Raw genomic sequence first — 20,825 nt, forward strand, 5'->3', positions numbered from 1 at the left:
CTCGTATCTCCTAGAAAGATCCTCGGGCAGTCGAGTGACTGCCGGCTACGAGGTTATACGCCCTGACTGACAGAACTCATATTGAAATCCGGCACCCGCAGCGCGGGCATCGCGGCCCTGGTGAAGTAGTCGCTCCACTCCCTCGGCAGCGTCTTCTCGGTCCGCCCCGCCTCCGTCGCCCGACCCAGCAGGCCGACCGGCGACTCGTTGAACCGGAAGTTGTTCACCTCACCGGTCACCTCGCCGTTCTCCACGAGGTACACGCCGTCCCGGGTCAGCCCGGTCAGCAGCAGCGTGGCCGGGTCGACCTCGCGGATGTACCACAGGCAGGTCAGCAGCAGCCCGCGCGTGGTGTTCGCGACCATGTCCTCCAGGGACAGGTCCGAGCCGCCGTCGAGAACGAGGTTGCCGGCCCCGGGGGCGACGGGCAGCCCGGTCAGGCCCGCGCCGTGCCGGGTGTTCACCAGGTGCGCCAGCTCGCCCGCGCGGACCCAGTCGGTGGCCGCGATCGGCAGGCCGTTGTCGAACACCGACTGGTCGCCCCCGGAGGAGTGCGCGACCACGAAGGGCGCCGACTCCAGGCCCGGCTCGTTGGGGTCGCTGCGCAGCGTCAGCGGCAGCTCGGTCAGCCGCTCGCCGACCCGGGTGCCGCCGCCCGGCTTGGAGAACACCGTCCGCCCCTCGACCGCGTCCCGCCCGGACGCCGACCACTGCTGGTAGATCAGCAGGTCGGCGACGGCGGTCGGCGGCAGCAGCGTCTCGTACCGTCCGGCGGGCAGCGGGACGCGCCGCTCGGCCCATCCGAGGCGTACGGCGAGCTCGGCGTCCAGCGCGGCCGGGTCGACGTCCTTGAAGTCCCGCGTGGAGCGTCCCGCCCAGGCCGAGCGGGTGCGGTCCGGCGACTTGGCGTTGAGCTCCAGCGTGCCGTTGGGCTGGTCGTGGCGCAGCCGCAGCCCCGTGGACGTGCCCAGGTAGGTCGACACGAGCTCGTGGTTGGCGAAGCCGTAGAGTTCGCGGCCGCCCGCACGCGCGCGTGCGAAGGACTCGCCGAGCGCCGGCGCGAAGTCGGCGAAGACGGCCGAGGAGGTCTCGGCGGGCCCGTCCGTGAAGTCGGGGGACTCCGGCACACCGGTGACCAGCGGCTGGGCGTCCTCGGCGGGCCCGGCACCGCGTGCGGCGGCCTCCGCGGCCCGGACCAGCGGCTCCAGCTCGTCGGCGGTCACCGCGGACCGGGAGACGACCCCGGAGGCGGTGCCCTCCTTGCCGTCGACGGTCGCCACGACGGTGAGCGTGCGCCCGCGCGTGACGCCGTTCGTGGTGAGCGCGTTGCCCGCCCAGCGCAGGTTGGCGGTCGACTGCTCGTCGGCGATCACGACACAGCCGTCGGCCCGGGACAGCGCGAGGGCCCGCTCGACGATCTCGTGCGGCTTGGTGGTGCGCGGGCTCATCGACCGGCCTCCTGCGTGGTGTTCAGAATGTTGACGCCCTTGAAGAGGGCCGAAGGACAGCCGTGCGAGACCGCCGCGACCTGGCCCGGCTGGGCCTTGCCGCAGTTGAAGGCGCCGCCGAGGACGTAGGTCTGCGGGCCGCCCACCGCGGCCATGGAGCCCCAGAAGTCGGTGGTGGTCGCCTGGTAGGCCACGTCCCGCAGCTGACCGGTGATCCGCCCGTTCTCGATCCGGAAGAACCGCTGGCCGGTGAACTGGAAGTTGTAGCGCTGCATGTCGATCGACCAGGACCGGTCCCCGACGACGTAGATCCCGCGGTCCACGCTGCCGATGAGGTCCTCCGTGGACATGCCCGCCGGGTCCGGCTGTAGCGACACGTTGGCCATGCGCTGCACCGGCACGTGCCCGGGGGAGTCGGCGTAGGCGCACCCGTTGGAGCGCTCGAACCCGGTCAGCTTCGCGATCCGCCGGTCCAGCTGGTAGCCGACGAGCGTGCCGTCCTTCACCAGGTCCCAGGACTGTCCCGCGACCCCCTCGTCGTCGTAGCCGATGGTCGCGAGGCCGTGCTCGGCGGTGCGGTCACCGGTGACGTTCATCAGCTCGGAGCCGTAGCGCAGCTTGCCGAGCTGGTCGAAGGTGGCGAAGGAGGTGCCGGCGTAGGCCGCCTCGTAGCCGAGCGCGCGGTCCAGCTCGGTGGCGTGGCCGATGGACTCGTGGATGGTCAGCCACAGGTTGGACGGGTCGACCACGAGGTCGTACAGGCCCGACTCGACGCTCGGCGCCCGCATCTTCTCGGCGAGCAGCTCCGGGATCTGCTCCAGCTCGCTCTCCCAGTCCCAGCCGGTGCCCGTGACGTACTCCCAGCCGCGCCCGACGGGCGGTGCGATGGTCCGCATGGAGTCGAACTCGCCGCTGGACTCGTCGACCGAGACGGCCGTGAGCGACGGATGCAGGCGCACCCGCTGCTGGGTGGTGACCGTGCCCGCGGTGTCGGCGTAGAACTTGTTCTCGTGCACGGTGAGCAGCGAGGCGTCTACGTGGTTGACGCCGCTCGCCCCCAGCAGCCGCGCGCTCCAGTCCCCGAGCAGCGCCGTCTTCTCCTCGTCGGGCACCGAGAACGGATCGATCTCGTACGACGAGACCCACGTACGGTCGGCGTGCACGGGCTCGTCGGCGAGCTCCACCCGCTCGTCCGACCCGGCGGCCCGGATGACCTGCGCGGACAGCTTCGCCATGGCCACGGCCTGGGAGGCGACCTTGGCGGCCGCGTCCAGTGTCAGGTCCACGCCCGACGCGAAGCCCCAGGTGCCGCCGTGCACGACCCGCACCGCGTATCCGAGGTCGGTGGTGTCCGAGGACCCGGCGGGCTTGGCGTCCCGCAGTCGCCAGGACGCGCTGCGCACCCGCTCGAACCGGAAGTCCGCGTGCTCGGCCCCGAGCGCACGCGCGCGTGCCAGCGCGGCGTCGGCGAGGGCGCGTAGGGGAAGCGCTGTGAAGGCTTCGTCGATGGTATGAGGCACCTGGGTCTCTTTCTGTCGGGACGGGGTCGGCGGCCGGTCGGGATCGGGTGGGCGGCCGGTCGGGATGGGGTGGGCGGCGGCCCGCCCCCGATCATGTCGCGGCGACCGGCGCCCGGACCACACGTTTGTGACCGCTGCCGCCATCTTTCTGTAGGGACCCGACAGCGAGCCCCCTGAGCCACTGTCGGTGCCCGAATGTCCCTGGCAGGGGGCGGACCGATAGGTTTTCGGAGAAGCCGCCTGTCATCCAGGTTTTCGGGCGGGTGTGTCAGACCCCTAGGGAAAGGGTGATCCGTTGAGCCGCTCGGTTCTCGTCACCGGAGGCAACCGGGGCATCGGCCTCGCCATCGCCCGCGCTTTCGCCGAAGCCGGCGACAAGGTCGCCATCACGTACCGCTCGGGTGAGCCGCCGGCCGCCCTGACGGAACTGGGCTGCCTCGCGGTCAAGTGCGACATCACCGACTCCGAGCAGGTGGAGCAGGCCTACAAGGAGATCGAGGCCGAGCACGGTCCGGTCGAGGTCCTGATCGCCAACGCCGGCATCACCAAGGACCAGCTCCTGATGCGCATGTCCGAGGAGGACTTCACCTCGGTCATCGACACCAACCTCACCGGCACCTTCCGCGTGGTCAAGCGCGCCAACCGCGGCATGCTGCGCGCCAAGAAGGGCCGCGTCGTCCTGATCTCCTCGGTCGTCGGCCTCTACGGCGGCCCCGGCCAGGCCAACTACGCCGCCTCCAAGGCCGCGCTGGTCGGCTTCGCGCGCTCCCTCGCCCGTGAGCTGGGGTCGCGCAACCTCACCTTCAACGTCGTCGCGCCCGGCTTCGTCGACACCGACATGACCAAGGCCCTCACCGACGAGCAGCGCGAGGCCATCGTCAAGCAGGTGCCCCTCGGCCGGTACGCGCAGCCGGAGGAGGTCGCCGCGACGGTGCGGTTCCTCGCCTCCGACGACGCCTCGTACATCACTGGAGCCGTCATTCCCGTTGACGGCGGACTGGGAATGGGTCACTGATCACCATGAGCGGAATCCTCGAGGGCAAGCGCGTCCTGATCACCGGTGTGCTGATGGAGTCCTCCATCGCCTTCCACGCCGCCAAGCTGGCCCAGGAGCAGGGCGCCGAGATCATCCTGACGGCGTTCCCGCGGCCCACGCTGACCGAGCGCATCGCCAAGAAGCTCCCGAAGCCCACCAAGGTCATCGAGCTCGACGTCACCAACGACGAGCACATGGGCCGTCTGGCCGACGTGGTCGGCGAGGAGCTCGGCGGCCTCGACGGTGTCGTGCACTCCATCGGCTTCGCGCCGCAGGACGCGCTCGGCGGCAACTTCCTGAACACGCCGTTCGAGTCCGTGGCGACCGCCATGCACGTCTCGGCGTACTCCCTGAAGTCGCTCACCATGGCCTGCCTGCCGCTGATGCAGAACGGCGGCTCGGTCGTCGGCCTCACCTTCGACGCGCAGTACGCCTGGCCGCAGTACGACTGGATGGGCCCGGCCAAGGCCGCCCTGGAGGCCACCAGCCGCTACGTCGCCCGCGACCTGGGCAAGCAGAACATCCGCTGCAACCTCATCTCGGCGGGCCCGCTCGCCTCCATGGCCGCCAAGTCCATCCCGGGCTTCGCGGACCTGGCCTCCGTGTGGGACAACCGCTCCCCGCTGGAGTGGGACCTCAAGGACCCGGAGCCGGCCGGCAAGGGCATCGTCGCCCTGCTGAGCGACTGGTTCCCGAAGACCACGGGCGAGATCATCCACGTGGACGGCGGGCTGCACGCCATCGGCGCGTGACGCTGCCGCCGAGGCTCGGCCGACGCTGAGGGCCCGCACCTGTCACAGGTGCGGGCCCTCACCCGTTCGGCCCACCAGGCCGGGCGCGGTACGGCCACAACTGCGCACCCTGGATTACGCGTTCACCCGCGCTTTCCTCCCCAGCACGGCCGAGGAGGTCCCCTTGTGCGCCTGTCCCGCAGTCTGGCCTCAGCGACCGCAGCCGTCTGTCTCGTGATGTCCCCGCCGTACGACGCGATGCCGCACACGCGCGTGGCGGCGCGTGAAGCCGCACCGCCGGAGCCCTTCGGGGCGTCCTGCCGCAGCCAGGTCACCGGTTCGAGGGTGACCGCCTACTGCCACAACCCGTATCCCCGCACCGACGGCGTCCGCCTGCACATCGAGTGCGCCCGCTGGTGGGACCTGGACACCGACGGTGCCGAGGTCGCTGCGGGGCCCGCCCAGACCGTACGGCTGACCGGCCGGTGCTGGAAGGAGGTCCGGTCGGTGTGGGTCAGCCACCGGAAGCTGGCGCTGTGAACCGCCCCGGACGGCACAGGAACGGATAGCCGGCCGCCTCCCGCGCGGCGGCACCGGCGTCACCCGCGCGGATCGCGTCGACGAGCCGGGCGTGGTCCATGTACATCTCGGGCGTCAGCTCCTCGCCGACGTCCTCGCGCAGCCAGTCCCGCAGCACCTCGCCGAGATCCGCGTACATCTCGGTCATCACGTCGTTGTGCGAGGCGGCCACCACGGCCAGGTGGAAGGTGGTGTCCGCGGTCACGAACGCCTCCGCGACCCCTGACGCCCACGCCTCGTCACGCCGCACCAGGAGCGTGTCGAGCTGCTTGAGATCCTTCTCGGTGCGCCGCTCGGCGGCCAGCCGCGCCGCGGCCGACTCCAGGGTGGAGCGCAGCTCGGCGACGTGCCGGGGGTCCGCGTCGGCGAACCTGCGGTGCATCACGCCCGCCAGCTCACTGGTCGCCACGACGTACGTGCCCGAGCCCTGGCGGATGTCCAGCAGCCCGTTGTGCGCGAGGGCGCGGACGGCCTCACGGACGGTGTTGCGCGCGACCCCGAGCTGTTCGACCAGCTCGGGCTCGGTCGGGATCCGGGAGCCGACCGGCCACTCGCCCGAGGTGATCTGGTTGCGCAGCGCGGCGATGACCTGCTCGGACAGCGCCGAGCGGCGGGGATGGCTCAGGGGCATGGCACACCTTCGCACGGCCGGGGCGACCGAGGGCGCCCCGGGGATGGACAACCAATCATCCCATGATTCTATGATGGGTGTCATGGCAAGCGAGGAAACCCGGGCAGTGAAGCCCACGGAAGCACGCACCCCGTCGGCACAAGGGCCCCTTCCGCCCGCCCCGCGCGCGTGGGCGGTCCGGCTGGTCGTCGTCGGCATCGTGCTCTCCGCGCTCAACCTCCGCCCCGCCATCACCAGCCTCGGCGCCCTCCTCGAAGAGGTCCGCGACGGACTCGGCATGAGCGGCAGCGTGGCCGGGCTGCTCACCTCGGTGCCCCCGCTGTGCTTCGCGGTCTTCGGCGTCACCGCCCCCCGCCTGGCCCGCCGCTTCGGCGCGGGCGCGGTGGTGTGCGCGGGCATGGTCGCCATCACCACCGGCCTGCTCGTACGGCCGTACACGGGCTCCACGCCGGGCTTCCTGGCCGCCAGTGCCCTCGCCCTCATGGGGATAGCCGTCAGCAACGTCCTGATGCCGGTCATCGTCAAGCGCTGGTTCCCGGACCGGGTCGGCTCCATGACCGGCCTGTACTCGATGGCCCTGGCTCTCGGCACCTCCGCCGCGGCCGCGGTGACCGTGCCGCTGACCGACGCGCTGGGCGGCGGCTGGCAGTCCGGGCTCGCGGTGTGGGCCGCTCTCGCCGGAGCCGCCGTACTGCCGTGGATCCCGCTCGTCCGGGACAAGGGCCCCGGGTCCGCCGTGGGCAGCGTGCACGCGCGCGTGGAGGGCGCCGGACCCGTCCAGCACGTGCACGCGCGCGTGGAGCCGACCGCACTGCGGATCACCCGGAGCCGGACCGCCTGGGCGCTCGCCGTCTTCTTCGGGCTCCAGGCCACCGCCGCCTACATCACCATGGGCTGGATGGCGCAGATCTTCCGGGACGCGGGCGTGCCCGCGGGCACCGCCGGGGTGCTGCTCGCCGTCACCATGGTGATGGGCGTCCCCCTGGCCTTCGTCATCCCGCGGGTGGCCACCCGGCTGCCGCACCAGGGCCCGATCGTCCTCGCCCTCGGCGTCTGCGGCCTCGCCGGCTACGCGGGCCTCTACCTCGCGCCCGCCGCCGGCGCCTGGGTCTGGGCCGTACTGCTCGGCGTCTCGAACTGCGCCTTCCCACTGGCCCTCACCATGGTCGGGATGCGCGCCAGGACCGGCGCGGGCGTGGCCCAGCTGTCCGCCTTCGCGCAGAGCACCGGCTATCTGATCTCCATCCCCGGCCCGCTCCTGGTCGGCGTGCTGTACCAGCACAGCGGCGGCTGGGGCCTGCCGATCGCGCTCATGATCGGCCTGATGATCCCGCAGATGGCCGTCGGAGTGCTCGCGGGCCGCGACCGTACGGTCGAGGACGAGGCGGCCGCGGCGACACCCTGAGGGCCGGGCATGAGGCACCCTGACGGACCGGGTAAGAGACCGGAGTGCGACACTGGCCGCATGCTCGACCCGAACCCCCAGAACGGCCAGAAGAAGATGCTGCTGGTCTTCGGCTCGTTCCTCGCCATCTTCGTCGTCATCGCGATCATCGCCACGATCGCCTCGCCTTGATCCGAACCTCGATCCGATGACCTCCGAACCTTGATGTGACGACTTGCTCCCGGGGCCGGCGGTGGGGTTAACCCCCCTGTCCCCTAGGGGGCGAGTGTCAGGGTCAACTGGGTGGATCACCGGATGGGTTGAGGCCCGCAGGGTCCGTACCTTCGAGATGTGACCGCGAGCAGCGGATCACCGGAACTCGAAGACCGGAGGCACTCATGTCGGCCCCTGCGCACACCCCGCCCCACCCGGCGTCCCGGGGCGGCGTCGACATCCGGCTGCCCTGGTGGGCCCTGGCCCTGCCGACGCTGGCCTTCGTGGTGCTCCTGGCCCTCATCCTCAACCCCTCCGATGCGCACGCGGCCTCCGGCGACCCCGCCGTCACCCAGTTCCTGGAGCGCGTCCAGCAGCTCATGGCGCGCTGAGCACCCGCGAAGCCGCCCGTCAACTCCCTGCGCCCCGTGGCCTGTTTCATGCGAAGCTGGATCCTATGAGCGTCGCAGAACCCCGCAGGATTGTCCTTTTCCGGCATGCGAAAGCCGACTGGCCACAGGTCACCGACCATGAGCGGCCGCTCGCCGACCGGGGCCGAAAAGATGCAGCGGAGGCCGGACGGCGGCTGACCGACTCCGGCATCCCCTTCGACCTGGCCCTCTGCTCCACCGCCACCCGGACCCGGGAGACCTGGAAGCTCGCGGTGCAGGAGTTCCCGCACCGGCCGAAAACGGTCTACGAGGAGCGGATCTACGAGGCCTCACCCGGCGAGCTGATCGCCGTGCTCAACGAGACCCCGGACGACGTGCAGAACGCCGTCCTGATCGGCCACAACCCCGGAGTGCAGGGCCTGGCCGACATTCTCGCCGGCGCCGCTGAGGGGGACGCCCGCCGCCGGATGAGCGAGCGCGGCTTCCCGGCCGCCGCCTTCGCCGTCCTGTCCTTCAGCGGCCCCTGGAAGGCCCTGGAACCCGGGGTGGCCACCCTCGTCGACTACTGGGCACCGTCCGACTGAGACCCGACCCGTACGCGAGACGCGACATGACGGGACCCGGCACCGCGAGGGTGCCGGGCCCTGTCAGGCACACCACGCCGAATTCCGCCCCGGACACCGATGAGCGGTCGCCTTCACTGCGCACCCCCACAGGCTGTCCGGCCTGCGCCCCGCACACCGACGGCCGGGCCGGACTCGTGGGCCGGTCCCCGCCCCGTCCGCCCGTTTCAGTCCTCCTCGTGCGCGTCCGCCGCCTCGACCTCTTCGCGGGTGACGCCCAGCAGGTACAGCACCGTGTCCAGGAACGGCACGTTCACCGCGGTGTGCGCGGCCTCCCGTACCACCGGCTTGGCGTTGAAGGCGACCCCCAGCCCGGCCGCGTTCAGCATGTCCAGGTCGTTCGCGCCGTCCCCGATCGCCACCGTCTGGGACAGCGGCACCCCCGCCTCCGCGGCGAACCGTCGCAGCAGCCGCGCCTTGCCCGCGCGGTCCACGATCTCCCCGGTGACCTTGCCGGTCAGCTTCCCGTCGACGATCTCCAGCGTGTTCGCCTGGGCGAAGTCCAGCCCGAGCCGCTCCTTGAGGTCGTCGGTCACCTGGGTGAACCCGCCCGAGACGACCCCCACTTGGAAGCCGAGCCGCTTCAGCGTCCGGATGAGGGTGCGCGCGCCCGGCGTCAGCCGGACCTCGCTGCGCACCTTGTCCACGACCGAGGCGTCCAGCCCCTCCAGCAGGGCCACGCGCGCGTGCAGCGACTGCTCGAAGTCCAGCTCGCCGCGCATCGCGGCGGCGGTCACCTCGGCGACCTGGTCCTCGCAGCCGGCGTGCGCGGCGAAGAGCTCGATCACCTCGTCCTGGATGAGCGTCGAGTCCACGTCCATGACGACCAGCCGCTGAGCCCGGCGGTGCAGACCGGCGGCGACGACGGCCACGTCCACGCCGAGCTTGCCGGCGTCCGTCACCAGGGCGGTGCGCAGCGGCTCGGTCTCGACGCCGGACACCGCGAACTCGACGGCCGTGACGGGGTACTTGGCCAGCCGGAAGATACGGTCGATGTTGCCGCCGGCCTTGGCGATCTTGGCGGCGATGGCGGCGGTGGCCTCCGCGGTGAGCGGGTGACCGAGCACGGTGACCAGGGAACGCCCGAGGCCGCGCGGCCGGTTGTCACCGAGGCCGGAGATGATCTCCGCCTGCATCTTGATCGACTCGGCCCAGCTGTGGACGGTCGCCCGCAGATCACCCTCCTGCGGGCGCGGCGGCGCGGTCACGAGCGCGCACAGCACCATCCGGCCACGGGTGACGACCTGCTCGATGTCGACCACGTCGACCGAGTAGGCGGCGAGGGTGTCGAAGAGGCCGGCCGTGATGCCCGGCCTGTCCTTCCCGAAGATCTTGACGAGAAGGGTGGGGACGTCGGGAGACGAGGTCTGCGAAGCGCTCATGGTGTTCCCACCGTATCCGGCACCCAGTGCCTTCTGCTCCCGCGGTCCGTCTGACGGACAGGGAACAGTCGGTGTCGGGCGGGTGGCGCGGGCCTTGCGAGCGGGCCACGTCCGCGCGCGTCAGTGCCGTCCCTTCGGGTTCCCCGGCGGTGGCGGGGGAGGGGGAGGTGGCGGTGGCGGTGGAGGCGGGGACTGCCGTCCCTCCTCGCCTCCGGAGCCTCGCCGGCCACCGGCCTGCCGCCCGGGAGGACGTTGGGGCGAGCGAGGGGGCGGGTCGATCGGACCGGCCACGGTAGGAGCGCCGTAGACGGTGCCGGGCCGCCCCGGCGACTCGTCCTCAGGCCCCCTCCGCTCCTCAGACCTCCTCCGCTCCTCAGGCCCTCTCCGCTTCTCCGGCCCCCTCAGCTCCTCCGGCACCCGCAGATACGGGTTCGTCGCCGCGTTGGGAGGCCGGTAGGAAGCACCGGGCACGTACGGACCGGCCTCGCCTCCGTACGGCTCGAATCCGCCGCCGGAGGACACGGAACCCCCGGGCCGCGGATCCGGCTCGCCGCCGTACGCCCCCGGCCCGCCGCCCCCGTACAACCTCGCCGCACGGTCGTCATAGGGCCCGGCCCCACGCTCGTGCTCGTACCGAGGATCCCCGCCGGCCCCCGTCCCTCCCGCGGACCAGGTCCCGGCACCCGCCTCCATCCCCGTCCCTCCCGCGGACCAGGTCCCGGCACCCGCTCCCGCCCCCGTCTCCGCACGCAGTGACAGCGCCGACGCCCGCGATCCCGCCGCGCCCGTGGCCCGCGCCAGCAGCGCCCCCGCCGCTCCCGCCGCCGCACCCCACACCGCGCCGAGCAGTGCCGCCATCCCGAGCTGCCCCCGCAACTCCACCCCCGCGCCGAACGCGTCGACCCCCAGCACCGACAGCGAGGCATTCACCGACACCCCCGTCAGCCAGGCGAGCAAGGGCAACGCCAACGCGGTCGCGACTCCCAGCCGCACCGCACACCGCCCGGCGAAACCAAGGGCTCCCGGGTCCCGTACGGCTCCCACGCCCCCGCCGTGCGCATGCCCCGCCCGCACCCCCACCGGCGTCCGCACAGCCGTGAGCACCCCCGCCAACAGCATCAGCAGCGCCGCCCCCACCCCCAGCAGCCACACCCGGCCGTCCAGCTCCGCCAGCTTCCCCAGCGTCACCGAGTGGTCGGAGCCCGAGCCGAGGAGTCGGTCCAGGGGGTCCGGGAGGAAGTTCGTCAGGACGCCGGTCGCGCGGCCGTCGAAGGGGACGAACAGGCCGATGGGGATGCCCAGCCAGACCCCGTTCGGCGTGCCGAGCAGCGCCGCGCCCGCGATCCGCTTCGGATGGTCGTCGCCGATCGCCGCGAACGCCGCCGCGGAGAGCCCCGCGACCACCGCGACCAGCAGCACCGTCACCAACGCGGACACCGCGGGCCGTACGACCCGGTGCACGGCCTCCCAGCCGCGCGGCAGCGGCGTGCGGCGGGACGCCAGCAGCGCGACCAGCAGGATGCCGATCGACCAGCCCAGGCCGCCGAGCAGCGTCGGCGCGGTGCCCACCGTGAAGCCGACGGCGGCCTTCGCGTCGACGAGGTCGCCGATCCTGTCGGGCAGCAGCCCGCCGATGTCGCCGACGTCGCCCAGCCCGGGGATGTCCAGTCCTCCGCCCCCGCCCGCCCCGGGCAGCTTGTCGAGTCCCAGCGCGCCCCCGTCGATCGTGATGACGTCGTGCCCCGCCCAGGCCAGCCCGCCCAGCATCGCCACGAACAGCGCGACCACCGCACCCGCGCGCGCCAGGAGCTCGGAGGGTGCGATCACCGCTCCGGCCGCCCGTAGGGACCGTAGGAAGAACCAGGACAAAAGCACCGCACCGACCATGCTGACGCCCAGTGGCGTGATCTCGATGGCGGTCGCGGCCTGCGCCCCCGTCAACCCGAAGGCGGACCCGTCCCCGGAGGGTGTCACCGAACCTCCCGCCGCGAGGGTCACCACCGCCGCGGTCATCGGGCCGAGCGAGGCCACCGAATCGGCCTCCAGCAGATGCAGTCCGAGCGCAGCCGTCCCCGCCATCCCGATCAACGCCCAGCTCACGGACGTCACCGCGGACAGCACGATGTCCCCCCACGGCAGCCGGACGCCGTGCGGCGCGCTCTCGACGCTCCTGGACGCACTCATGGCAGACCCCCCGATCCGCGGCGCGGCCGAGACCGCGCTCATCCCCCTCGCGTGGATTACCCACTCTCCGGGTCGGTTTCAACCCCGTCAACGGAACCGGCCGAAGCGTGCGAACGTGCTCTTAGCGGGGCTCGTGTTTCGGTCAGGCAGCGAAGCCTGAAACAGTTCCCGACGATGTTCGACATCCCTACACTCCCTGTGACGGGGGCAGTTCGGGGACTACTCAGTGGGGCGTGGCGTGCCGGAACTCGTACTGGAAGCGAATGGACGTACCTGGACGCTCGATCCGTCCCGGGCGTACCGCCTTGGGCGTGATCCGCAGGGTGACATCGTGTTCGACGACGCCAGGGTGTCCTGGCGGCACGCCACGATCAGCCGGAGCGGGCGCGACTGGGTCATCGAGGACCACAGCAGCACCAACGGGACGTTCCTGCACGGGCAGCGGATCCACGAGTCGCAGCTGGGCCCCGGCGCGGCGCTCCGCCTCGGCAACGCGAACGACGGCCCGCTGCTGAGCTTCACCGGTACCGCCGCCCCGGCCGCCGAGCCCCAGCAGCAGCGGTACGCCGCGCAGAGCGCGAACCCGGCCTGGGCCCGGCAGACCCCCCAGCAGCCGGCCGCCCAGCAGACCCCGCACCAGGCGGCGTCCCACGAGGCCCGTCAGCAGACCCCGCCGCAGGCCTCCCACCAGGCTCCGCAGGCCGCCAAGTCCGGCTGGCCGGAGCCCCAGCGGCCGCACTCGTCGCACCAGCCCCAGCGGATCCCGCAACAACAGGGCTCCGGCGGGGGAGTGGACGCCGGCTCGACTCCCGTCTACGGCGACCGCAGCCCGACCACGTTCCACCAGTTCACCATCGGTCGCATCATGCGTATCGGCCGTGCCCTGGAGAACGACCTGGTTGTCTCCGACCTCCAGGTCTCCCGCCACCACGCCGAGTTCCACTCGATGCCCGACGGCCGCATGGAGATCCGCGACCTGGGCTCGCACAACGGCACGTACGTCAACGGCCAGCCGATTCCCAAGGGCGGCTCGCTGCTGCTCGGCCCCGCGGACATCGTCGGTGTCGGCCACTCCACCTTCCGGATCGTCGGCGACCGCCTGGAGGAGTTCGTCGACACCGGCGAGGTCTCCTTCTCCGCCCGCCACCTCACCGTCACGGTCGACGGCGGCAAGCAGATCCTCAAGGACGTCTCCTTCGGTGTCCCGGAGAAGTCCCTGATCGCGGTCATCGGACCGTCCGGTTCCGGCAAGTCGACCCTGCTCAAGGCACTCACCGGCTACCGGCCCGCCAACCAGGGCGACGTCCTCTACGACAACCGCAACCTCTACAAGCAGTTCGCCGAGCTGCGCCAGCGCATCGGTCTGGTCCCGCAGGACGACATCCTGCACAAGGAGCTGACCGTCAAGAAGGCCCTGAAGTACGCGGCCAAGCTCCGCTTCCCGGCCGACACCACCGGCGAGGAGCGCGAGCACCGCATCGACGAGGTGCTGCGCGAGCTGAAGCTCGACATCCACCGCGAGAAGAAGGTCACCGCGCTCTCCGGCGGCCAGCGCAAGCGCGTCTCGGTGGCCCTGGAACTGCTCACCAAGCCGTCCCTGATCTTCCTGGACGAGCCGACCTCGGGCCTCGACCCGGGCATGGACCGCGATGTCATGCAGCTGCTGCGCGGCCTCGCCGACGACGGCCGCACGGTCCTCGTCGTCACCCACTCCGTCGCCGAGCTCGCCCTGTGCGACAAGCTCCTGGTGATGGCCCCGGGCGGCGCCGTCGCCTACTTCGGCCCGCCCGAGGAGGCCCTGAACTTCTTCGGCTACGACACCTGGGCCGACGTCTTCTCCGCCTTCGAGAACTACCGCGACTACGACTGGGCCGGACGCTGGAAGGGCTCGCAGCACTACCAGATGTACGCCGCGGACATAGACGCCGTGGCGCCGCAATCCGTACAGACGCCTCCGATGCAGGGCATGAAGCCGCCGAAGCCGCAGGGCTGGACGGGCCAGTTCACGACGCTCGTGCGCCGCTATGTCGCGGTGATCGCGTCCGACAAGGGCTTCCTGGCCCTGATGGTGATCCTGCCGGCCGTCCTCGGCGCGGTGAGCCTGCTGATCGACTTCGGCAACGCCCTGCTGCCCAAGCCCGTCGACCCGAGGACCAAGCTCCCGGAGCCCAACAGCACGGCCACCACGGTCCTGCTGATCCTCGCGGTGGGCGCCTGCTTCGCCGGGGCCGCCAACTCGGTCCGTGAACTGATCAAGGAACGGGTCATCTACGAACGGGAGCGGGCCACCGGCCTGTCCCGCTCGGCGTATCTGATGTCGAAGGTCTTCGTGCTCGGAGTGATCACCGTGCTCCAGGGCCTGCTGGTCGGTGTCATCGGCTTCTCCAGCCGCGGCATCCCGAAGGAGGGCCTGGTCCTCGGCCACGCCACCCTCGTGGAGCTCTGCCTGCCGGTCATGGGTCTCGGGTTCACGTCGATGATGTTCGGCCTGATCATCTCCGCGCTGGTGAAGACGTCCGAGAAGACCATGCCGCTGCTGGTCATGTTCGCGATCGTCCAGGTGGTCTTCACCGGCTGTCTGTTCACCCTGAACGGCGCGGTCGGCGTCAACGAGTTCTCGTACCTCATGCCGTCCCGCTGGGCGGTCGCCGCCGCGGGCGCCACCCTGGACTTCAACCAGGTCAACCCGCCCAAGCCCGGCGGTGCGACCGACCCGCTGTGGAACCACACCGTCAGCGCCTGGGGCCTCGACATGCTCGCCCTCGTCGCCCTCGGCGTGGTCTGCGGCTTCCTGGTGGCCCGCTTCCTGCGCCGCCACGAACCCGAGGTCATGCGCAAGTGATCACTGCCGTACGACGGTGAAGGGCGGCACCCCGACAGGGTGCCGCCCTTTCCGCGTACGAGAGGTCCGCGCGGCCTCAGTACGCGCTGTTGACGTTGTCGATCGAGCCGTACCGGTGGAAGGCGTAGTTCGCGGACGCGGTGATGTTGGCGACCGGGTCGTACTGGCTCCAGGCCGTACCGGGGACGTGGTAGGCGTTGAAGGTCGGCTTGATGATCTGGAGCAGACCGATCGACGGCGTGCCGTTGATGGCGTTGATGTCCCAGTTGTTGATGGCGTTCGGGTTGCCCGAGGACTCCCGGATGATGTTGCGGTACAGGCCGTTGTACGTGCCCGGGATGCCCTTGGACTTCATGATGTCCAGGGACTCCTTGATCCAGCCGTCCAGGTTGTTGGCGTAGGACTTGCGCACGGCGGCCTTCAGCTTGGCGCGGTGCGCGGCCCGGCTCGCGGCCTTCGCCTTGCGGGCCTTCTCCGCCTTCTTCTTCGCGGCGGCCTTCTTCTTGGCGGCGGCAGCGGCGGCGGCCTTCTTCTTCGCGGCCGCGGCGGCCTTGGCCTTCGCCTCGACCTTGGCCTTGGCCTCGGCGGCCTGGCCCTGGAGGCTCTTGGCGGCGAGCTGCTCGCTGACGTCCGACTGGAGGCCCTTGAGCTGCTCGGAGGAGTACTTCACCGGGGCCGAGGAGACAGCGGCCTCGGAGGTGGTCGTCTCGGCGTTGCCGGGCACCGCACTGAAGGCCACGGCCGCGGCGCCGAGCGTGGCGACACCGGCTACGGCGATCTTGTGACGCTTGGTGAGAGCAGGACGATGAGCACGAGTGAAGGTGTACTTGGGCATGCGGAATGGACCTCTTCGGATAGCGCGGAGGTCGCTCGCTGTCCGGTGGGGACACGGGTGCTTCCGGCACAAACGCCGCGGTGGGAGTCCGCGGCGCTGAGCGACGAGAGCCATTCTTAGCGGCCGCAAAATGCCCGGGCAAAGGTGTGACGTACGATCCCCGATAGTGGGCCGGGGGAGGGCAAATCGGGACAGACTAGAACGTCTGCCCCGTTCACCGCGGAGGCCTTTGTCTCCTATTTCTCTTCGTACGTGATCTGGGCCCTATGTGCGGGCTCACACCGGCTTCACAGCGTTCTCACGAGCAGTTGCTGAAGCAATGCTCTGCGTGAGGATCCTCCGGGGGCAGCAGGAGATGCACGTCCCCGAACTCGTGCCACAGGTAGCGCCCGCGCAGCGCCTCCTCGTAGCCGCGGTCGATCGCGGCCCGCCCGGCGACCGCCTCCAGCATCAGCAGATGCGAGGCCTCGGGCTCGTGCAGCCCCGTCAGCAGCCCGTCCACCACCCGCACCCCGCGCCCCGGGGTCACGACGAGATCCGTCCACCCCGCACGCGCGCGTACGACCCCGTCGGCCCCGGCCGCCGACTCCACGGCCCGCACGGAGGTCGTCCCCACCGCGAGCACCCGGCCGTCCCCGGCCCTCACCGCGTTGATCAACCGCGCGGAGGTCTCCGGCACCGCGAACCACTCCGGATACGGCGGTTCATGCGCCTCCACCGAGGCCACCCCGGCATGCAGCCGCACGGGAGCGAACCCCACCCCCCGGCTCACCAGCTCCGCCACCGTCCGCCCGGTGAAGGGCCGCGCCGCACTGGGCATCTCCGCACTGCCCGCCCCGTCGGACGACGGCAGCGCGAACACCGTCTGGTAGACGGACAGCGGCTGGTCCCGCTCCGTGTAGGAGTACCGAACGGGCCGCCCGTGCTCCCGCAGCAGCCCGAACACCTCCCCGCCGGACACCCGCGCCCACCACAGCCGCTCGCTCACGGCCTCCTCCAGCACCAGGCGCGGGCCCCCGGGCAGCCGCACCTCCGTCCCCGCGGGCCCGCCCGCACGCGCACGCGTGGTGCCCCTCCCGTCCGGATCCCGCAGCTCGACCGTCCACCGGCCGTCGTCCCCGCGCGTGGAGAAGTGCACCACCACACGCGTGTGCCCGATCCGCCCGTCGACCGCCGCGGCCAGCGTGGGCGAGGTGTTCACGACGAGCAGGTCCCCGGCCCGCAGCAGCCGCGGCAGCTCCGCGAAGGAGTGGTGCGACACCTCGGTGCCCCGCGACACCAGCAGCCGTACGGCGTCCCGGTCCAGCCCCGGCCCGCGCTGCTCGGCCGGCACCCGAGCCGACAGCTCCTCCGGCACCCGGTACCCCCGCCGGCCGAACGCAGGCACCCCCGTCACGACGGTCACAGCCCCTCCAGCAGCGCCGGAGCCCCGTACCGCCCACTCGCCGGCCGCTCGTCCAGCAGCCGCAGGAAAGCCGGCACGACACCCGCCGGCCGCGGCCGCGGCTCCCTGTCCTGCGGTACGGCCGCCGCGTACAGGTCCGTCGCCATGTCCCCGGGATCGACGGCCCACACCCGCAGCCCGGGCTCCTCCTCGCCCAGCACCGCCGCGAGGTGGTCCAGGGCGGCCTTGGACGCCCCGTACCCGCCCCACGTCTCGTACGCCTCGGCGGCCGCGTCCGAACTGACCGCGATCACCGTGCCCGCCTCCGACGCCCGCAGCAGCGGCAGCGCCTCCTGGACCAGGCCCAGCGCGGCCACGACATTCACCTCCAGCGCGCGGCGGAACCCGTCCAGCGGCAGCGCGTCGAGGCGGGTCAGCGGCTCGACGCCCAGCGCGCTCGCGTTGTTCACCAGCAGATCCACCCCGCCGAGCCTCCGGGCCGCGGCCACCAGCTCGGAGCGGTGCGCCGGGTCCGTGACGTCCCCGGGCAGGGCCGTCACCCGGGTCCGGTGCGCGGCGAGCGCGGCCGCCGTCCCCGCCAGCCCCTGGGGCGTCCTGGCGTCGAGCACCAGGTCCCAGCCCCGCGCGGCCAACGCCTCGGCGAGCGCCCGTCCAAGACCCTTCGAGGCCCCCGTGATGATCGCGACCGGCATGACATCCGTCCCCTCGTCCTGCACGCCTCCAGATCGGCGTGCCCCCAACCTAGGAACGCGTTGCGGCCGGCCGCCTCGGACGCGGGCCGCAGAGCGGCGCGGCCCTTCGCCCTAGGTCGCTTGCCCTAGTGGGGCGCGGTCACAGGTCCGATCCGCACTGTCACAGCCCGCCCGTACGCTGAGGGCATGAGTCAAGGTCCACGGTCCGGCCTCGGCGCGGTGAGCTCCGCGCTGCTGGCCATGAGCAGGCATCTCGAGGTGCGCGACGTCCTCAAGACGATCGTCGCCTCGGCCCGCGAACTGCTCGACGCCCAGTACGCCGCCCTCGGCGTCCCGGACGACCACGGCGGCTTCGCCCAGTTCGTGGTGGACGGCGTCAGCGACGAGCAGTGGAAGGCCATCGGCCCGCTCCCGCGCCAGCACGGCATCCTCGCCGCGATGCTGCACGAGGCCACCCCTGAGCGCCTCGCCGATGTCCGCAAGGACCCCCGCTTCGAGGGCTGGCCGTCGGCCCACCCCGAGATGTCCGACTTCCTCGGCCTGCCGATCCGCGACGGCGACGAGGTCATCGGCGCCCTGTTCCTCGCCAACAAGAACTGTGACAAGCCCGAGGGCGGCTGCGGCTTCACCGAGGAGGACGAGCAGCTCCTGTCGATCCTCGCCCAGCACGCCGCGATCGCCCTCACCAACGCCCGCCTCTACGAACGCAGCCGCGAACTGACGATCGCCGAGGAGCGCTCCCGGCTCGCCCACGAACTGCACGACGCCGTCAGCCAGAAGCTCTTCTCCCTGCGCCTGACCGCCCAGGCCGCGGCAGCCCTCGTCGACCGCGACCCGTCCCGCGCCAAGGGCGAGCTGCACCAGGTGGCGGTGCTGGCCGCCGAGGCCGCCGACGAACTCAGGGCCGCCGTGGTCGAACTGCGCCCCGCCGCCCTGGACGAGGACGGCCTGACCGCCACCCTGCGCACCCACGTCCAGGTCCTCGACCGCGCCCACACCGCCCGGGTGACCTTCACCGCCCGCAGCTTCCGCGCACTGCCCGCCGCCCAGGAGGAGGCCATGCTCCGCGTCGCCCAGGAGGCCCTGCACAACGCGCTGCGGCACTCGGGCGCCGAGCATGTCGACGTGACGCTGGACCGGCGCGGCAGCGGAGCCGTCCTGCGGGTCACCGATGACGGAAGCGGCTTCGAACCGACGGCGATCCGCCGCGCGGGACGCCACCTCGGCCTGGTCTCCATGCGGGACCGCACCAGCGGGGTCGGCGGCACATTGACCGTTGAGTCGGCGCCCGGCAAGGGCACCACGATCGAGATGGAGGTCCCCGGTGGCTGACGCGATCAAGGTCCTGCTCGTCGACGACCACCAGGTCGTCCGCCGGGGCCTGCGCACGTTCCTCGAAGTACAGGACGACATAGAGGTCGTGGGCGAGGCCGCCGACGGCGCCGAGGGGGTCCAGCGCGCCGAGGAACTGAAGCCCGACGTCGTCCTCATGGACGTCAAGATGCCGGGCATGGACGGCATCGACGCCCTGCGCCGGCTCCGCGAACTGGACAACCCCGCGCGCGTGTTGATCGTCACCAGCTTCACCGAACAGCGCACCGTGGTCCCGGCCCTCCGCGCGGGCGCCGCCGGATACGTCTACAAGGACGTGGACCCCGACGCCCTGGCCGGCGCCATCCGCTCCGTCCACGCCGGCCACATCCTGCTCCAGCCCGAGGTGGCCGGCGCCCTGCTCTCCCAGGAGGAGAACAACTCCGGCCAGGGCAGGGGCGGTTCGCTCACGGAGCGGGAGCGCGAGGTACTCGGGCTGATCGCGGACGGCCGCTCCAACCGGGAGATCGCCCGCGCCCTGGTCCTCTCCGAGAAGACCGTGAAGACCCACGTCTCGAACATCCTGATGAAGCTCGACCTGGCGGATCGAACCCAGGCGGCACTGTGGGCGGTTCGTCATGGTGTGGCCTGATAGGACTTCATACTGTCGTGGGAATGTCCCCCGGACGGCGCAACCCTGATGGATCTCCACCGTTCTCCAGTGCGTGCTGCGGCGACTGCCGCGGCAATCGTTAGGGAGGGCTCAGTAGTGAAGAACCTGAAGAAGGCAGCGGCCGTGACGATGGTGGCCGGCGGGCTGATCGCCGCCGGTGCCGGCATGGCCTCCGCCACCGAGGGGGCGCACGCCGACGGCAAGGCCGTGGGCTCGCCGGGCGTCGCCTCGGGCAACCTCGTCCAGGCCCCGGTCCACGTCCCGGTGAACGCCGTGGGCAACAGCGTGAACGTCATCGGTGTGCTGAACCCCGCCTTCGGCAACCTCGGCCTCAACCACTGATTCCTCGCCTCCGGCGGGCAGTGGCTCCGGCCTCCCGGACGCGTCACGCGTCCGGGAGGCCGATCCGTTTGTCGTTCGAATGAGCCGAACGGTGAATCCTGCGGGGATATGCGTGCCGCCCGGGCCTGCAAACGCGTTGATCAGCGCACGACCCGCGGCCGGGTCGGATACGCGAACGCAGGAGGAACGCTTCCCATGAACATCGCCAAGAAGGCCGCCGTGGCCATCACCGTCGCCGGTATCGCCACGGGTGCCGCCGCCGGTGCCGCTGTCGCCGACGCGGGTGCCGACGGCGCGGCCGTGGGCTCGCCGGGCGTCGTCTCGGGCAACCTGGTCCAGGTCCCGGTCCACGTCCCGGTGAACGTAGTCGGCGACAGCGTGAACGTCATCGGTCTGCTGAACCCGGCGTTCGGCAACACCGGCGTGAACGGCTGACGCCTGGTCTGAACCGAGGGGCCCCTCAAGTCAACGACGACTTGAGGGGCCCTTGGCGTTGACCGTCGTAGGGCAGGGACCGTCGCTCGGCTGCGGCCGGGTGAGGCGGGTGCAGCTGAGTGCGTATGACTGCACCCAGCTGCTTCTAGGGGCGCGGGGAACTGCGC

Annotated in this window: 20 protein-coding genes; 12 read left to right on the plus strand and 8 right to left on the minus strand. The window is 71.6% G+C overall.

Features of this window, described 5'->3' with window-relative positions; translation table 11 throughout:
* Window positions 1-53 precede the first annotated feature (53 nt).
* Together AQJ54_RS12545 and AQJ54_RS12550 are read right to left on the minus strand one after the other, a co-directional pair.
* A complete protein-coding gene (locus AQJ54_RS12545; protein ID WP_020140720.1) occupies window positions 54-1,448 on the minus strand; it encodes a metallopeptidase TldD-related protein in 1,395 nt (464 codons plus the stop codon).
* On the minus strand, window positions 1,445-2,968 hold the full coding sequence (locus tag AQJ54_RS12550) for a TldD/PmbA family protein (protein WP_030318349.1): 1,524 nt from the start codon (window positions 2,966-2,968) through the stop codon (window positions 1,445-1,447). Before AQJ54_RS12550 ends, AQJ54_RS12545 begins: the two co-directional genes overlap by 4 nt.
* A 295-nt stretch (window positions 2,969-3,263) precedes the next feature.
* On the opposite strand from AQJ54_RS12550, the gene fabG reads away from it, so the two are divergent.
* The 3 genes from fabG to AQJ54_RS12565 all read left to right on the plus strand — a co-directional run bounded on the left by fabG (window position 3,264) and on the right by AQJ54_RS12565 (window position 5,275).
* A complete protein-coding gene (fabG, locus tag AQJ54_RS12555; protein WP_062024246.1) occupies window positions 3,264-3,983 on the plus strand; it encodes a 3-oxoacyl-[acyl-carrier-protein] reductase in 720 nt (239 codons plus the stop codon).
* 5 nt (window positions 3,984-3,988) lie between these two features.
* Window positions 3,989-4,756 (plus strand): enoyl-ACP reductase FabI, encoded by a 768-nt coding sequence (gene fabI, locus AQJ54_RS12560; protein WP_062024245.1) that lies wholly within the window; start codon window positions 3,989-3,991, stop codon window positions 4,754-4,756.
* Between the two features lie 165 nt (window positions 4,757-4,921).
* Window positions 4,922-5,275, plus strand: a complete 354-nt coding sequence (locus AQJ54_RS12565; protein WP_062236932.1) for a hypothetical protein — start codon at window positions 4,922-4,924, stop codon at window positions 5,273-5,275.
* On the opposite strand, the gene AQJ54_RS12570 is transcribed toward AQJ54_RS12565, so the two are convergent.
* Complete coding sequence (locus AQJ54_RS12570) at window positions 5,250-5,945, minus strand: FadR/GntR family transcriptional regulator (RefSeq protein WP_030318338.1); 696 nt, start codon at window positions 5,943-5,945, stop codon at window positions 5,250-5,252. The genes AQJ54_RS12565 and AQJ54_RS12570 overlap by 26 nt on opposite strands.
* 70 nt (window positions 5,946-6,015) lie before the next feature.
* Between AQJ54_RS12570 and AQJ54_RS12575 the strand changes: the two genes are divergently transcribed.
* The 4 genes from AQJ54_RS12575 (at window position 6,016) to AQJ54_RS12585 (ending at window position 8,518) form a co-directional block, all read left to right on the plus strand.
* On the plus strand, window positions 6,016-7,350 hold the full coding sequence (locus AQJ54_RS12575) for a CynX/NimT family MFS transporter (RefSeq protein WP_079069826.1): 1,335 nt from the start codon (window positions 6,016-6,018) through the stop codon (window positions 7,348-7,350).
* Window positions 7,351-7,410: 60 nt separating this feature from the next.
* Window positions 7,411-7,521, plus strand: a complete 111-nt coding sequence (locus AQJ54_RS47390) for an SGM_5486 family transporter-associated protein (protein WP_020140711.1) — start codon at window positions 7,411-7,413, stop codon at window positions 7,519-7,521.
* Between the two features lie 206 nt (window positions 7,522-7,727).
* Window positions 7,728-7,934 (plus strand): hypothetical protein, encoded by a 207-nt coding sequence (locus tag AQJ54_RS12580; RefSeq protein ID WP_062236938.1) that lies wholly within the window; start codon window positions 7,728-7,730, stop codon window positions 7,932-7,934.
* 65 nt (window positions 7,935-7,999) lie between these two features.
* The gene (locus tag AQJ54_RS12585; protein ID WP_062024241.1) at window positions 8,000-8,518 is read left to right on the plus strand and encodes a SixA phosphatase family protein; all 519 of its coding nucleotides are present in this window, start codon (window positions 8,000-8,002) and stop codon (window positions 8,516-8,518) included.
* 206 nt (window positions 8,519-8,724) lie between these two features.
* Here the strand turns inward: AQJ54_RS12585 and serB are convergent, their stop codons facing one another.
* Complete coding sequence (gene serB / locus AQJ54_RS12590; RefSeq protein WP_062024240.1) at window positions 8,725-9,939, minus strand: phosphoserine phosphatase SerB; 1,215 nt, start codon at window positions 9,937-9,939, stop codon at window positions 8,725-8,727.
* Window positions 9,940-10,059: 120 nt separating this feature from the next.
* Window positions 10,060-12,123 carry a streptophobe family protein gene (locus AQJ54_RS12595; protein WP_062237146.1) on the minus strand — a complete coding sequence of 688 codons (2,064 nt, stop codon included), beginning with the start codon at window positions 12,121-12,123 and terminating at the stop codon, window positions 10,060-10,062.
* A gap of 238 nt (window positions 12,124-12,361) precedes the next feature.
* Here AQJ54_RS12595 and AQJ54_RS12600 point away from each other — a divergent pair, with 238 nt between their 5' ends.
* Window positions 12,362-14,965 (plus strand): ABC transporter ATP-binding protein/permease, encoded by a 2,604-nt coding sequence (locus AQJ54_RS12600; RefSeq protein ID WP_062236942.1) that lies wholly within the window; start codon window positions 12,362-12,364, stop codon window positions 14,963-14,965.
* Window positions 14,966-15,041: 76 nt separating this feature from the next.
* Here the strand turns inward: AQJ54_RS12600 and AQJ54_RS12605 are convergent, their stop codons facing one another.
* The 3 genes from AQJ54_RS12605 to AQJ54_RS12615 form a co-directional block, all read right to left on the minus strand.
* Window positions 15,042-15,800, minus strand: coding sequence for a transglycosylase SLT domain-containing protein (locus tag AQJ54_RS12605; protein WP_062024237.1), 759 nt, complete (start codon window positions 15,798-15,800; stop codon window positions 15,042-15,044).
* A gap of 298 nt (window positions 15,801-16,098) precedes the next feature.
* A complete protein-coding gene (locus AQJ54_RS12610) occupies window positions 16,099-17,205 on the minus strand; it encodes an S-adenosylmethionine:tRNA ribosyltransferase-isomerase (RefSeq protein ID WP_079069827.1) in 1,107 nt (368 codons plus the stop codon).
* On the minus strand, window positions 17,202-17,897 hold the full coding sequence (locus AQJ54_RS12615; protein WP_062237148.1) for an SDR family NAD(P)-dependent oxidoreductase: 696 nt from the start codon (window positions 17,895-17,897) through the stop codon (window positions 17,202-17,204). The genes AQJ54_RS12610 and AQJ54_RS12615 overlap by 4 nt, the downstream gene beginning before the upstream one ends.
* Window positions 17,898-18,083: 186 nt before the next feature.
* On the opposite strand from AQJ54_RS12615, the gene AQJ54_RS12620 reads away from it, so the two are divergent.
* The 4 genes from AQJ54_RS12620 (at window position 18,084) to AQJ54_RS12635 (ending at window position 20,658) form a co-directional block, all read left to right on the plus strand.
* Window positions 18,084-19,229 (plus strand): GAF domain-containing sensor histidine kinase, encoded by a 1,146-nt coding sequence (locus AQJ54_RS12620; RefSeq protein WP_062024236.1) that lies wholly within the window; start codon window positions 18,084-18,086, stop codon window positions 19,227-19,229.
* Complete coding sequence (locus AQJ54_RS12625) at window positions 19,222-19,860, plus strand: response regulator (RefSeq protein ID WP_030318319.1); 639 nt, start codon at window positions 19,222-19,224, stop codon at window positions 19,858-19,860. Before AQJ54_RS12620 ends, AQJ54_RS12625 begins: the two co-directional genes overlap by 8 nt.
* Before the next feature lie 117 nt (window positions 19,861-19,977).
* Window positions 19,978-20,223: a chaplin ChpE gene (gene chpE, locus AQJ54_RS12630; RefSeq protein WP_062024235.1), complete on the plus strand. Its 246-nt coding sequence runs from the start codon at window positions 19,978-19,980 to the stop codon at window positions 20,221-20,223.
* A 195-nt stretch (window positions 20,224-20,418) separates the two neighbouring features.
* Window positions 20,419-20,658, plus strand: coding sequence for a chaplin family protein (locus AQJ54_RS12635; RefSeq protein ID WP_020140699.1), 240 nt, complete (start codon window positions 20,419-20,421; stop codon window positions 20,656-20,658).
* Window positions 20,659-20,825 lie beyond the last annotated feature (167 nt).

The organism is Streptomyces griseorubiginosus, assembly GCF_001514195.1.
Lineage (GTDB): Bacteria > Actinomycetota > Actinomycetes > Streptomycetales > Streptomycetaceae > Streptomyces > Streptomyces griseorubiginosus.

Coding starts and splice junctions, on each gene's coding strand:
- AQJ54_RS12575 (WP_079069826.1), top strand. CDS start 6,016: ATGATGGGTGTCATGGCAAGCGAGGAAACCCGGGCAGTGAAGCCCACG.
- AQJ54_RS12615 (WP_062237148.1), bottom strand. CDS start 17,897: ATGCCGGTCGCGATCATCACGGGGGCCTCGAAGGGTCTTGGACGGGCG.
- AQJ54_RS12580 (WP_062236938.1), top strand. CDS start 7,728: ATGTCGGCCCCTGCGCACACCCCGCCCCACCCGGCGTCCCGGGGCGGC.
- AQJ54_RS47390 (WP_020140711.1), top strand. CDS start 7,411: ATGCTCGACCCGAACCCCCAGAACGGCCAGAAGAAGATGCTGCTGGTC.
- AQJ54_RS12605 (WP_062024237.1), bottom strand. CDS start 15,800: ATGCCCAAGTACACCTTCACTCGTGCTCATCGTCCTGCTCTCACCAAG.
- fabI (WP_062024245.1), top strand. CDS start 3,989: ATGAGCGGAATCCTCGAGGGCAAGCGCGTCCTGATCACCGGTGTGCTG.
- AQJ54_RS12620 (WP_062024236.1), top strand. CDS start 18,084: ATGAGTCAAGGTCCACGGTCCGGCCTCGGCGCGGTGAGCTCCGCGCTG.
- AQJ54_RS12585 (WP_062024241.1), top strand. CDS start 8,000: ATGAGCGTCGCAGAACCCCGCAGGATTGTCCTTTTCCGGCATGCGAAA.
- AQJ54_RS12570 (WP_030318338.1), bottom strand. CDS start 5,945: ATGCCCCTGAGCCATCCCCGCCGCTCGGCGCTGTCCGAGCAGGTCATC.
- AQJ54_RS12545 (WP_020140720.1), bottom strand. CDS start 1,448: ATGAGCCCGCGCACCACCAAGCCGCACGAGATCGTCGAGCGGGCCCTC.
- AQJ54_RS12635 (WP_020140699.1), top strand. CDS start 20,419: ATGAACATCGCCAAGAAGGCCGCCGTGGCCATCACCGTCGCCGGTATC.
- serB (WP_062024240.1), bottom strand. CDS start 9,939: ATGAGCGCTTCGCAGACCTCGTCTCCCGACGTCCCCACCCTTCTCGTC.
- AQJ54_RS12595 (WP_062237146.1), bottom strand. CDS start 12,123: ATGAGTGCGTCCAGGAGCGTCGAGAGCGCGCCGCACGGCGTCCGGCTG.